This is a genomic window from Symmachiella dynata, assembly GCF_007747995.1.
GTDB lineage: Bacteria > Planctomycetota > Planctomycetia > Planctomycetales > Planctomycetaceae > Symmachiella > Symmachiella dynata.
In genome coordinates this window covers 6,959,854-6,971,807 of record NZ_CP036276.1, presented here as the reverse complement: position 1 = coordinate 6,971,807, position 11,954 = coordinate 6,959,854, and the positions used below count along the sequence as shown (strand labels likewise).

Here is an 11,954-nt window from a genome sequence, read left to right as displayed (position 1 = left end):
AGAGGGAGAGGGGGAAATTGTTGCGTTCACTGATCGGTGGTGTGGCTAATTTTGGCCGGCGTCGTTTTGATGTTCGTGAGGTAGGTTTTCCCATTCGGCGCGGACTTGGTGCAGGCCGGTCATGCAGAGTTCGAACTCTTCGCTGAGCCGTCGCAAGATGGGGGCTTCGTCGCGATACGGTTCGTCATCGAATGTGCTAGCGATGAAGTAGGAGCGTTTGCCCTGTGCGCAGTAGTCGATCAATTGATCTTTGGAACTGGCGCCTTGAAATCTCGGCAGAGCTTCAGGGTAGACCCCGGTCCAGAAGAGAGTGTAGTCGCCGATGTGGCGGAAGGCTTCCCGTTGTGGTTTGGCTTGGCGGGCCTCCGCTTCGGCCAGCATGTCGACCACTTCGTTCAGGCAGTTGCCTTCGACGTCACGGACGCGGTACATGGCGTCGGTGCGGATGAAACGGAGCAGCAACTTGGAGAGGTAGTCAATCAGCGGAGGATCGGCGATGCCCAGATCGTTCTGGAACGTGTGCTCGGTGAGAGCGGCAAACAGGCGGTCCAGGGAATTCTCCCCACTGATCGGAGCGACCATCACTTCTCCTTTGAATGGCTACATTACGGACGGACTCACTTCCCAAGATCTTCGCAATGAAGATTTCTGGATTCGGCGTGGATTGTGGTAACAGCGTGGAATGTCTAAACGCGATGTGCTGTTTCGTCTGTTTCAATTATAGGTGATGTACGGCGTCACTGTCGTCTTTTTTCGAAGACTTTAGGCAGTGGTCGTCCGTGGTGGGACGCTGGCTCGGTACTCGATGAATTTTATGCGAAATCGCATTCCGTTCAAAGGGGGATTTCGTGAGGCGTTATCTCATAAGGACTTACGGCGCGGCGAATCTTAGGGGACACGCCCCGGATGTGTTCAATTTACGACCCTCAGCCTTCGGCTCCGCCGGGGGGCTTTCCGCATTAAAGGCCGTTATTGGACGATTCCTCTTCAGGAGCTAGCTCAAGTTCCACTCGAAGATCCTTTTGTCCACTTTGAATTTTGATGAGCCGACCGTTTTTGTAGCCTGGAGCTATCACTGCCAATTTATAGTCGAGGTCATCAATGAAGGTATCGATTGTGAATCGACCTTGTTGATCACTGCTTCCGACGATCGGACCGTCTCCAAAATGGTATTCGTGGGGACATGTAACGTGAGATAGTCCAAACAACACCGGATAAACGAATTGTTCTTCAAGAATTTGTATTTTCGCTCCAGGGATTGGTTCACCTGTCTCACTTGACACTACAAGTCCGGTGGTTGGACGAGCGGATAGAAGTTCATGCTGTAGGTCTTTGTTGGGCGATAGCAAAACTTTGAAACGGGACGGTTGAAATCCCGGATGGCGTATAGAGACATCAATGGAAGCTTGAGCGCAGTCGGGGATAATCACCATTCCATCATCACCACTTTTCAGCTTGCCCAACAGCGGACATTGTTTACCCGCGTAGCTCATCTCAAGGTTTACACCAACTATTGGCTTTCCATCCGAATCGGTCAGTTTCAACCGCCCTTCGAAGCCTAGCTTGAGGACGATGTCCAAATCATCAAGCGAATCTCCAGGTTTCGCTTTGAGTGGACCAATCCAACTGGGGGCATATCCTGGCGCCGACGCAGTTAAATAATATTTGACGCGCGTCAAAGTGTCACCTTCTGCGTGCCCGTAGAAGGGAGCTCCGGAAAACCGGCCGTTGGGGCCAAGGCGCCAGCCGAGATTTCCCCACATCGCTTGAGTGATTCCTGTCGTCCCTTTGCGGCGAAAGGTGTAGATCGAGCAATATTTCAGTCGTGTGCCGACTGGAACTGGTTTCCTATCGGCGGTCCGAACGAGTCCCGACAGCTTGATCTGCGCTTCAGGATTTTTCTCTTCTTTTGCAAGGAAAATCTGCGGTGATGTGCTCGGTTCGTCGGCTGATGCCGAAGAGGTCGCCATCGTGATCGCGCAACTGACAAAGCTAATGAGTACTAACTTGGTTTGGATTCGAGCTGCGTTCATGATCATCAGTCCCAGATTGCGGGCTATTCGGGGAGGAGCTTTCAAGAGCAGCGGTGTTGTATGACAACCGACTGGATTGAACAATATGATTCGGTTTGAGTGACCTGCGTTATCTCAAAAAGACACGCATCGGGTGGCAGCGATTGCCAACGGCAATCGGTGTGCCGTTGGCACAAGACGCCGCAGTTTCAGCTGTCCTTGCTGTCGAGGCTCTGCTCGTTTTTGAGCGCAGAAATTGCGGCTTCTTGCGGGCTGCGCCCGCCCCGATAGCGAAGCTATCGCGGCCACCCGTCTGGTGGGGAGCCCTCACCCCGGGCCCCTCTCCCAAGGTGAGAGGGGAGAAAGATGGGGGCATTACAATGGCGTGCGGGTGTTGAAGTTGATATATCGGAGGCAGCGGCGCTTGGCCGTCTTAGGATCGGCAATCGAACAGGGAGGTGACAGCTTGAAGATCACTTTTTGTGGTGCGGCCGGAGAGGTCACGGGGAGCCAGCATTTGTTGGAGTTCGGTGACCTGCGCGTGTTATTGGATTGCGGTTTCTTTCAAGGACGTCGTGCGGAGTCGCGACGGAAGAATGAGACGTTTCGCTGTGATCCTCCCAATTTGGATGCGGTGATTCTTTCGCATGCACACATTGACCACTGCGGGAACCTGCCGGGGCTGTATCGCGCGGGGTTTCGTGGGCCGGTGTTTTGCACCGATCCGACCGCCGATGTAGCCGACATCATGCTGTTGGATTCGGCGCGGATTCAGGCCGAGGATGCGAAATATCTCGCGCGGCATTTGGAGCGAGGTCAAGTTCCACCTGAACCGTTGTACGACGAAGAGGACGTCCGCGCCGTCGTGCAATTGATGGAGCCGATGCCGTACAACGAATGGTTTACGCTGAATCCGGCGCTGCGATTGCGGTTCGTCGAAGCGGGGCACATTCTCGGGTCGGCGATCTGCGAATTGGAATTCAAAGAACGCGCACGGACGCGGCGGTTGGTCTTCACCGGTGACTTGGGCCGGCGGAATTTGCCGTTGTTGCACGACCCGCAACCGGTCGATGGTTGTGACATTTTGATATCGGAATCGACCTACGGCAATCGTGTGCATCCCCCGGCGGCGGATTTGAAACAGGCGCTGTTGGAGGTGATCCAAGAGGCGGTCCATGAGGGGGGGAAAGTGATCATCCCGGCGTTTAGCTTGGGACGCACGCAGCGGGTGGTTTATTTTTTGAATCAACTGACCAACGAAGGCCTGCTGCCCGAGGTGCCGGTGTTTGTCGATAGTCCGTTGTCGAATCGGTTGACATCGGTTTATCGGCGGCATGCGGAGTTGTTGGATGCTGATGTGCAGTCGACGTTGATGACCGATGCGGACGCGTTTGGGTTTCATGGGCTGACGTACATTGGCAACCGGCAGGAGAGCATGGCGCTCAATCGTCGCAAGGGGCCGTTTGTGGTGATCGCCGCCAGCGGGATGTGCGAAAACGGGCGGGTGGTGCATCACCTGAAAAACTCGGTCGAGGATCCCAAGAACCGAATTGTGATCATCGGTTTTCAAGCGGCGCATACGCTCGGGCGGCGGATTGTGGAGCGGCGCGAGAAGGTCAGCATCTTCAACCGCCACTACAAACTCAAGGCGCAGGTCAAGACACTCAATGGTCTGTCGGCGCATGCCGATGTCGAGGATTTTAAGTGGTGGTACGACCAATTGGCATCGCGCGGCGGCGTGCGTCAGGCGTTTTTGGTGCATGGCGAACCGGAGTCCTCGCAAAGTCTAGCGACAATCCTGCGAGACTATTGCGACGAGGATCCAATCATTCCCCAGCAGTTTGAATCGTTCGAGGTCTAACCGCTCGCCGTGTCCGTCCCACCCACCGACAAGCCGCACCCCGATCCCGACCAAATCACCGTAGGGATTCGTCAGCCCTGGGTGGAATTGATCCTGCAGGGCATCAAAACGATCGAAGTCCGCACAGTGAACACCCGGAAGCGGGGGCGGATATATTTGTACGCCTCCAAGAAACTGGCCGAAACACCGCCTGCACTCGCCGCAGCAAAGCGGCATGATCTGGATGTCACCCCCCTGCCCCGCGGCGTGGTCGTGGGGAGCGTCGAATTGCACAACACGCGTCCGATCCGCAAGCGGGATGCGACGGCGGCCTGTGTGCCCGGCGCGATGTTGGATGGGCAATACGCCTGGGAACTGCGCGACCCGGTGCGGTTTGCGGAGCCGTTAGAGGTGTTGTTTTTGCCGTATGGGGTTTGGTTTTATCCGTGGCGGCGGCGCGGGTGATTCTGTGGTCCCCAAAGCCTGTTGTCCGTTTCTACGGGGATTGTTCATTGCTTTTTGGCGATCGTTTTCACTTCATTATCGAGCGTATAAAACCACCAATGCCCATGTGGTGCTACTGGAAGTGTGTTGTTAAGCAAATCCGCGACCGCATCACCAAGCCGGGCCACCGGTTCACACGGAATGGGATCAAAGCCTCGCGTACAAACTTCTAGATCATTAAACAATCGCCACGTGGCGACTTCGCTAGCTGGAATATCTCCGTTTTCACGTATCCGTTTTACGGCATTGCGACAAAGTACGATGACCACCTCGGTCTGTGACGGTTTCCATTCGTTATTGAGGTGGAGCCCGCAGTCCGAGACACCTGCATTGAAACGCCAGTGAGCGATGTCATCGTTCAGCCACTCATCCTGGTTCTGCAAGATGTGCTCATTAGCCACCTCAATAAGGAACTTGAGGAACACGGAAGCGGCGACATCCGAGGCCCAGAAACCGGCATTGCGATATTCTACGAACAAGGTTTTCGACATAGTGAATCCGAATGATTATGACCGGGTATGATAGTTCCCTAAACGGACCGAAATCTGCCTTGCAGCGCCTGTTTAGTTGGTCATGTCTCCCGTCCTACACAGAAAGGTGCGTCGCGACGCATCCTACGTCAGAATGGTTCCAACTTGCCTTCGATGATGCTGCCGATGAATCACCTGGTATAGCTCGTTCAGCTTATCGGGGCTGTTGCGGCTGGCAAAGGGAGCTTCGTGGTGGAAATGGGCCGTTGGGGCAGGCCTGCCCCCGCTTACGCCTCACTTGTCGCTGCAAATGACAGACCCTATACCGATCTGCTAAACTCGACCGTTGGCCCGCCGCTGGGGGCGGATTGCCGGGTTTTTTTGTCTCTATGAAACACCAGAATTGTTATGTCCACTTCCGGAAAACCGGCGGTTGTGCTTGTTAGTGGCGGGTTGGATTCGTCCACCGTGCTGGCGATTGCGCGTGAGGCTGGGTTTGAGCTGTTTGCGTTGACGATTGATTACGGTCAACGGCATGCGCAAGAATTGCAGGCGGCGGCGCGGGTCGCTGCGGCGTTTGGTGCGTCGCGTCACTTGGTCTTACCGTTGGATTTGCGGGCGATTGGCGGGTCGGCGTTGACTTCGGCGACGCCGGTGCCCAAGCATTCCGCTGTGGAAGAGATCGGCGGCGGCATCCCGGTGACGTATGTCCCCGCGCGGAATACGTTGTTCCTGTCATTGGCGCTCGGCTGGGCGGAGACGTTGGGGGCGTTTGATATTTTTTTGGGGGTGAACGCCGTTGACTACAGTGGCTACCCGGATTGTCGGCCGCAGTTTGTGGACGCATTTCAGCATTTAGCGAACCTGGCGACCAAAGCGGGGGTCGAAGGGGATGGGGTTTGGCGGATTCATACGCCGCTGATCGATCTGACCAAGTCGGAGATCATTCGCCGCGGCCGGGAGCTGGGTGTGGATTACGGTTTGACCATCAGTTGTTACGATCCCAGCGACACGGGTCTGCCTTGCGGGCAGTGTGATGCTTGCCTGTTGCGGTTGAAGGGTTTCCACGATGCGGGGTTGGAAGATCCGCTGACCTATCCGGCGCAAGGCTGAAATGCTGAGCGCGGCTTTTCTATTCTGTTTTCACCAGATCGTTTGACGAGACCACTGTGCAGATATCCGAGATTTTTCATTCCGTGCAAGGCGAAGGCCGCTACAGTGGCGAGCCGTCGGTTTTTGTGCGCACCTCCGGATGCAATCTGCGGTGTTGGTTTTGCGATACCCCGTATACCTCGTGGAATCCGGAAGGGGAGAATCGCTCGTGGGATGCGATTGTGGAGGACGTTCTGCAATACGATTGCACGCATGTGGTGATCACCGGGGGAGAGCCGATGCTGCAGGCCGAGGTCCAGCCGTTGGCGGCGGCACTGCGTGAACAAGGAAAATTCATCACGGTGGAGACGGCCGGGACGGTCGATTTGTTGCTGCAGGCGGATTTGATGTCGATCAGTCCCAAACTCTCAAACTCCGTGCCCAGCCTGGAACAGGCCGGGGAATGGCGGGCGCGACACGAGCGCGACCGACATCGTCCGCAAGTCATTCGCCGGTTGTTGCGGGACTATGATTACCAGTTCAAATTCGTAATCGATCACCCCAATGATCTTGACGAGGTGGAGGCGTATTTGGCGGAGATTCCCGAAGCGGAGTCCCGCCATGTCTGGCTGATGCCGCAAGCGGTCACAGCTGAGGCTTTAACAGAGAAGTCGCCATGGGTCGAAGCGGCAGCGGGACAGCGGGGCTACCAGTTTACCTCGCGGCTGCACATTGAGCTGTATGGGAATGTGCGGGGGAAGTGATTCAGTAGGCAGTAGGCAGTAGGCAGTAGGCAGTAGGCAGTAGGCAGTAGGCAGTAGGCAGTAGGCAGAAAAATTTGCCTGTACCCTCGGGCCTGTTGCCTCAAGCCTTCTAAGAATCGCTCTGCCCAGGGGTGTGGAAATCTTATAGAATGCTGAGCGGGTCGGTTGCCGTTATTTTTTGACCGCGAAATGGTTTTATGTCTTACCGAACTTTCAAACGTCTGCTCGGGGAAACCAGCTTGGAACGGAAGTGCCGTTTCTTGTTTGGGGGCGGTCTGTTGATTCTGATCGTGGGCAGTTTCGCGTTTTACGGCCATCGCACGGCGAATCTGTTGTATGAGCAGCATGAAATCACGGGCGAAATGCTGACCCAGACAATCATGACCTATGAGCACCCGGTTTGGGTGAAGCAAAAGGAAGCCAAAGAATCCGAGTCGGACAAAGAGGCGGAATCCAACGAGCAGCCTGGACCGGACGACGAGACGGAGCTAGACCAAGCACTGCCAAGTGATGCGATACACAAGGTGAAGGTGCCTGAGTTTTCGACGGATCTGACCTGGGCGGTGCGGTCACCGGATGTGCAGGATACGGAGCGCCCCAAGGATTTCAAAGGGCACCAGGCGATGACGTATTTGTTGCAGAATAAGGATGCAGCCAACGTTCACCGAAGCGACGCCAATAGCGCTTACAAGTTTTATGGTGCTGTCCGTGCAACCACGGCCTGCATCGCCTGCCATCAACATGCGGACAAGCAAGAGGGTGATTTGTTGGGCATGGTGGAGATCACCTTTCCGGCACATCAAACCGAAAAGAAGCTGGCCGAGAACGATGCCATCTTGTTGGCGACCGCCATCGCGACCGCCTTTTTGGCCATGGTGGCGGCCTATGCCATCGTGCGGTACGTCATCGTGAAACCGGTGTTGCACCTTAAGGATGTCAGTGACCAAATCGCCCGCGGCATGCTTGATTTGCGAGCGGACATCCGCACGGGGGATGAGTTTGAGGAACTGAGTCATGCTTTCAACCGCATGTTGCGGCATCTGGTGGCGGTGCAAGAGGAACTGCGGCACGTCAACGGCAGTCTGGACGCCAAGGTTGACGAATTAGCGCAAGTGAACATGCGGCTGTTCGAGATGAACAACCTCAAAAACGATTTCTTGACCACAATGAGCCATGAACTGCGAACGCCGCTCAACAGTATTCTGGGCTTCAGCGACGTATTGACCGGGTCGGCGAACATCAACGAGAAGCAGAAGCGTTATCTGCACAATATTCAAAGCGCCGGCAAAGATTTGTTGGCGATGATCAATGACATTTTGGACCTCGCGAAAATCGAGAGTGGGAAAATGGAATTGCATCTCGCCGATTTTCCGATCGACGAGACGATTGAACGGCTCGTGGGCATGCTCAGCCCGTTGGCGGAGAAGAAGAACATCTCGCTGAACTACGAGGTCGATCCGCGCTTGCCGGTTCTGCGTCAAGATCCGGGGAAATTGCAGCAGATCATCTACAATTTGCTCTCCAATGCTATTAAGTTCACTCCCGAAGGGGGCCGCGTGCGGATCGCGGTGACAGCGACCGATAACGACCAATTGGAATTGACGGTCGACGATACCGGCGTGGGGATTCCGTTGGAGGATCAAGAAACGATCTTCGAAAAGTTTCGCCAGGGCAACACCGCGCCCGGTGCGAACAATGCGCTCACGCGAGAATTCGCGGGAACCGGATTGGGGCTTTCGATTGTTAAGGAGCTCTCGAAGTTGCTGGGGGGCGAAGTGTCGCTGTTGAGCGAATTGGGCAAGGGGAGCACATTTACTGTGACGGTGCCGACGCATCTCGCGGACCAACCGGACCAATTGGACGAATCCCGCGCCCAACAAGCCATCGACTTGTCCAAGCTCCGCCGCGTCGATTACGGCTTGTTGGAGATCGCCGGCAAGGAAGCTGGATCGCCGCCGGAAGGCTCGTAGCAGCGGAGAAATCTTAGCGGGCTGGCTTGAGTTTGCCCGGCAAATCTGCGAGTTTGCGCCACTTGCACAGCTTTTGAATGTAATACAAAACCAAGGATAGAACGGATGACGCAGTCACTGAAAATTGGTGTTAATGGAGCTGCCGGCAGGATGGGACGGAGAGTCGTCGCACTCGTCCATGAGGAGAACGGCTTGGAGGTCGGTGCAGCACTGGAGTATTCCGCCTCTCCGCATCTCGGCGCAGATGCCGGTGAATTGGCGGGCGTTGGTCACATCGGTGTGCCGGTGACGAGTGAATTGGGTGAGCGCGTCGATGCCGTGATCGATTTCTCGCTGCCTGCCGGCTTGGTCGCGATTGCCAAGCTGTGTGGAGAACGAGCAATTCCGTTGGTGGCGGCCACAACGGGTCTCTCTGCCGCACAGCGGGACCAAGTCCTCTCGGCCTCGCATACGGCGCCGTTGTTGTTGGCTCCGAATATGAGCATCGCGGTCAACCTCACCATGAAGTTGGCACGAGAAGCGGCCCGTGTCTTAAAAGGGGTCTCTAGTGGAGTCGATGTGGAAGTGATCGAGCGACATCATCGATTTAAAGAAGACGCTCCGAGTGGGACCGCTCTCAAATTCGGCCAGATCATCGCGGACGAAATGGGACAGACTGAGCACGTGCACGGCCGGCATGGACAACCGGGTCGGCGGCCGCAATCTGAGATCGGATATCATGCCTTGCGCACCGGGGACAATGTCGGCGAGCATACGATTGTGTTCGGCATGATGGGAGAGACCATCGACTTGACCGTGCGGGGGCATACACGGGACAGTTACGCCCATGGCGCGTTGATTGCTGCTAGGTATCTATGCGAGCAAGAGCCGGGGTTGTACACAATTGAGGAAGCGTTGGGGCTTTGACTGATATTGCAATGCTCCTGACCTAGGCCGGATAACCGGCAAAACCTTCAAGATCGTGAGAATCGTGCGCCGATATCGATTGTATCGTTGTCCCGCGCGCCGCTGCGCAGGATCGCTCAGTTTGTCGTGTCTCAAAACAGAGGAATCGGCACGTGTCCCAAGTCGTCCACTCCTCCAACGGTTCCAAAGCAGCATCTGCGCCAGACGCAGTCGTCGCGGATGAGCAAGCGTCTGCTGCAACCGCGGTGAAATCGCCCCGCAGTCGGCCATCGCGATGGCGGCTGGCAAAAATATATTCTGCGCGCGGGCTGTACAAACTGCGGTCGGTTAAAACGAGTTCGTGGGTAACCGCGGCTGGGATGTGCCTCGTGGTTTGGGCGTTGTCGCTCAATTTATGGCCGCAAACTGAGACCAACACTCAGGACAGCCAGATCGACCACTTGGCAGCGGGAGCGGAACTGGGGGCGGTGAGTTTGGGGGCCTCCACGGGGGATATCCAACAAGTCGAATTTCTCAGCGAGAGCAGTTCGTCTCCCGACGCTGCCTTTTTGCCATTGGAAGTTGCCTCACCAGATCCCGGTCCCGCTGTTCCAGGCGGAGCGGCAGGCGATCATGATTCGCCGGCTTGGCTGGTGGGCACGATTGAAGATGAACCAACACACAGAGTCGATAGCTCCTCGAAATGACCGCACTGGACCGGACATTCATTAAGGCGTTTCGACGCCGTGAAACCGAAGCGGATTGCCAGCGACCGCCTGAGCAGGTCAGTGGCGAATCCCCGGCTGAGGTTGCGCCGCGACTGGCTGATGCGGATTCGGATGTGGATTCGAAAGCGGATGCAGAGGTTGTCCCTCTTACCGCGACTTCACCGGACTGGCAATGGCCGGCGATTTGCGACGAATTGCTGCGCGGCGCCGCTGAGGGATTTGAATCAGTGGCGGCTGAACTTGAAGCATTGGCCGCTTGCGGAAAAAAATCGGTGGTGGCGCTGGCCGGTTCACAGACGGGGGTCGGTTGCACGTCGGTCTATTTGACGCTGGCACGCACACTCGCTGCGCGTGCGGCGCAACCAGTGTTGCTGATTGAAGCCAATCGCGCACGGCCGGCATTGTGTGATCAACTGCAGGTTACAGGTCATGAAGCGAGATCGCCCCACAAGCTGGGCGAATCGGGCTTGGCCATCGTTTCACTGGCCGATGCGGCAGCGGAGATTTCGAATTTGGTGGCCGGGTTGGCCGATGAGTATCCGTTGATCCTGATCGATGCGGGCTGTATCGCGGATCCGATGGACGCACCGGCGCTTTGGGCGGCGGGTGTGGTCGGCACAACGATTTTGGTGGACTTTGATGATCGAGAAAGCGGACAACGCAATGTGATCGTTGAGTCATTAGCAAAACAATCGGACATGTTTTTGGGTGTCATCGAGACACGCCGCGAAGACTTGGGGGCTGAAATCGCCCCGCCGCGGATGATGGGGTAGCGAAACGCAGCTTGCAAATGTTTTTGAATACGGATTCCTCAAGTTACCTGGCGACAAATCTTATGTACGAACAACATTGGCAGTTGGCCGACCATCCGTTTGAAAACAACAGTGATCCGCGCTTTTTCTTTCGTAGCGAAACGCACGAAGCTGCGCTGCTGAAAATGCGGTATCTGATCGAGAACAACAAAGGGGCCGGGATTTTGGCCGGCGCTACGGGGATGGGGAAAACCTATGTCGCCGGGATGCTCGCAGCCGACTTGCCCGAAAACTTTGCGCCCTTGGTGCATATCGTGTTTCCCCAAATGTCGTCGGCGGAATTGTTGGCCTACCTGGCTGTAGAGTTAGGAGCGGACGAACAGCAGATCTGCGGCGCGGGGTTGGATGTGATCGTGCGACGCATTCAACAGCAATTGGCCGCCGCCAATGAGCGGGGCCAACAACCGGTGATTCTTATCGACGAAGCCCACACCATCGACGATCCCAGCGTGTTTGCGACGCTGCGGTTATTGCTCAATTTTCAGGAGCAAGGGCACATGAAATTCACGCTGATTTTCTTGGCCCAACACAGCCTGCTCAGCCGTATCCGCCGTTTGGGTGAACTTGAAGAACGGCTGACAGTCAATTGCCTACTGCAGCCCTTTTCGTTCGACGAAACCGTGGCCTACATCCAGCACCGTCTTCAGGCGGCCGGCGCGAGCGAACCGGTCTTCGATGCCGAGTCGCTGGAAACCATCTTTGTCGAATCGGGCGGCATCCCGCGAAAAATCAACCGCCTCGCCGACTTGGCCTTGTTGGTGGGTTACGCGGATGACTCCCGCACCATCTCCCGTCCGCAGGCCGAAGCGGTGGCGGAAGAGGTGGCGGGGTTGGTGAGTTATTAAAGCAGCGGAGGTTTTAGGCTAGGGCCAAGCAA

Annotated in this window: 12 protein-coding genes; 9 read left to right on the top strand and 3 right to left on the bottom strand. The window is 56.1% G+C overall.

What is annotated here, in order from left to right; translation table 11 throughout:
- Positions 1 to 45: 45 nt before the first annotated feature.
- A complete protein-coding gene (locus Mal52_RS26575; protein WP_145379714.1) occupies positions 46 to 582 on the bottom strand; it encodes a hypothetical protein in 537 nt (178 codons plus the stop codon).
- 377 nt (positions 583 to 959) lie between these two features.
- Entirely contained in the window at positions 960 to 2,033 is a 1,074-nt protein-coding gene (locus Mal52_RS26570) for a carboxypeptidase-like regulatory domain-containing protein (protein ID WP_145379712.1), read from the bottom strand.
- Between the two features lie 445 nt (positions 2,034 to 2,478).
- Here Mal52_RS26570 and Mal52_RS26565 point away from each other — a divergent pair, with 445 nt between their 5' ends.
- Positions 2,479 to 3,873, top strand: coding sequence for an MBL fold metallo-hydrolase (locus Mal52_RS26565; RefSeq protein WP_145379710.1), 1,395 nt, complete (start codon positions 2,479 to 2,481; stop codon positions 3,871 to 3,873).
- Between the two features lie 9 nt (positions 3,874 to 3,882).
- Complete coding sequence (locus Mal52_RS26560; RefSeq protein WP_145379708.1) at positions 3,883 to 4,317, top strand: ASCH domain-containing protein; 435 nt, start codon at positions 3,883 to 3,885, stop codon at positions 4,315 to 4,317.
- A 44-nt stretch (positions 4,318 to 4,361) separates the two neighbouring features.
- Here the strand turns inward: Mal52_RS26560 and Mal52_RS26555 are convergent, their stop codons facing one another.
- Complete coding sequence (locus Mal52_RS26555; RefSeq protein ID WP_145379706.1) at positions 4,362 to 4,847, bottom strand: hypothetical protein; 486 nt, start codon at positions 4,845 to 4,847, stop codon at positions 4,362 to 4,364.
- A 381-nt stretch (positions 4,848 to 5,228) separates the two neighbouring features.
- On the opposite strand from Mal52_RS26555, the gene queC reads away from it, so the two are divergent.
- The 7 genes from queC (at position 5,229) to Mal52_RS26520 (ending at position 11,922) form a co-directional block, all read left to right on the top strand.
- Positions 5,229 to 5,939 carry a 7-cyano-7-deazaguanine synthase QueC gene (queC, locus tag Mal52_RS26550; protein ID WP_420824961.1) on the top strand — a complete coding sequence of 237 codons (711 nt, stop codon included), beginning with the start codon at positions 5,229 to 5,231 and terminating at the stop codon, positions 5,937 to 5,939.
- A 56-nt stretch (positions 5,940 to 5,995) separates the two neighbouring features.
- On the top strand, positions 5,996 to 6,682 hold the full coding sequence (locus tag Mal52_RS26545) for a 7-carboxy-7-deazaguanine synthase QueE (protein ID WP_145379702.1): 687 nt from the start codon (positions 5,996 to 5,998) through the stop codon (positions 6,680 to 6,682).
- Positions 6,683 to 6,879: 197 nt separating this feature from the next.
- Positions 6,880 to 8,652: a sensor histidine kinase gene (locus tag Mal52_RS26540; RefSeq protein WP_145379700.1), complete on the top strand. Its 1,773-nt coding sequence runs from the start codon at positions 6,880 to 6,882 to the stop codon at positions 8,650 to 8,652.
- Positions 8,653 to 8,757: 105 nt separating this feature from the next.
- Positions 8,758 to 9,558 (top strand): 4-hydroxy-tetrahydrodipicolinate reductase, encoded by an 801-nt coding sequence (gene dapB / locus Mal52_RS26535; protein WP_145379698.1) that lies wholly within the window; start codon positions 8,758 to 8,760, stop codon positions 9,556 to 9,558.
- 152 nt (positions 9,559 to 9,710) lie between these two features.
- Positions 9,711 to 10,244 carry a hypothetical protein gene (locus Mal52_RS26530; RefSeq protein ID WP_145379696.1) on the top strand — a complete coding sequence of 178 codons (534 nt, stop codon included), beginning with the start codon at positions 9,711 to 9,713 and terminating at the stop codon, positions 10,242 to 10,244.
- Positions 10,241 to 11,038: a hypothetical protein gene (locus Mal52_RS26525; RefSeq protein ID WP_145379694.1), complete on the top strand. Its 798-nt coding sequence runs from the start codon at positions 10,241 to 10,243 to the stop codon at positions 11,036 to 11,038. The genes Mal52_RS26530 and Mal52_RS26525 overlap by 4 nt, the downstream gene beginning before the upstream one ends.
- Before the next feature lie 17 nt (positions 11,039 to 11,055).
- Complete coding sequence (locus Mal52_RS26520; RefSeq protein WP_145379692.1) at positions 11,056 to 11,922, top strand: ExeA family protein; 867 nt, start codon at positions 11,056 to 11,058, stop codon at positions 11,920 to 11,922.
- The last annotated feature ends 32 nt before the right edge of the window (positions 11,923 to 11,954 follow it).

What these genes read in the sequence shown, in the direction of transcription:
- Mal52_RS26575 (WP_145379714.1), bottom strand. Translation starts at nt 582, where the DNA reads ATGGTCGCTCCGATCAGTGGGGAGAATTCCCTGGACCGCCTGTTTGCC.
- Mal52_RS26570 (WP_145379712.1), bottom strand. Translation starts at nt 2,033, where the DNA reads ATGAACGCAGCTCGAATCCAAACCAAGTTAGTACTCATTAGCTTTGTC.
- Mal52_RS26555 (WP_145379706.1), bottom strand. Translation starts at nt 4,847, where the DNA reads ATGTCGAAAACCTTGTTCGTAGAATATCGCAATGCCGGTTTCTGGGCC.
- Mal52_RS26540 (WP_145379700.1), top strand. Translation starts at nt 6,880, where the DNA reads ATGTCTTACCGAACTTTCAAACGTCTGCTCGGGGAAACCAGCTTGGAA.
- dapB (WP_145379698.1), top strand. Translation starts at nt 8,758, where the DNA reads ATGACGCAGTCACTGAAAATTGGTGTTAATGGAGCTGCCGGCAGGATG.
- Mal52_RS26525 (WP_145379694.1), top strand. Translation starts at nt 10,241, where the DNA reads ATGACCGCACTGGACCGGACATTCATTAAGGCGTTTCGACGCCGTGAA.
- Mal52_RS26520 (WP_145379692.1), top strand. Translation starts at nt 11,056, where the DNA reads ATGTTTTTGAATACGGATTCCTCAAGTTACCTGGCGACAAATCTTATG.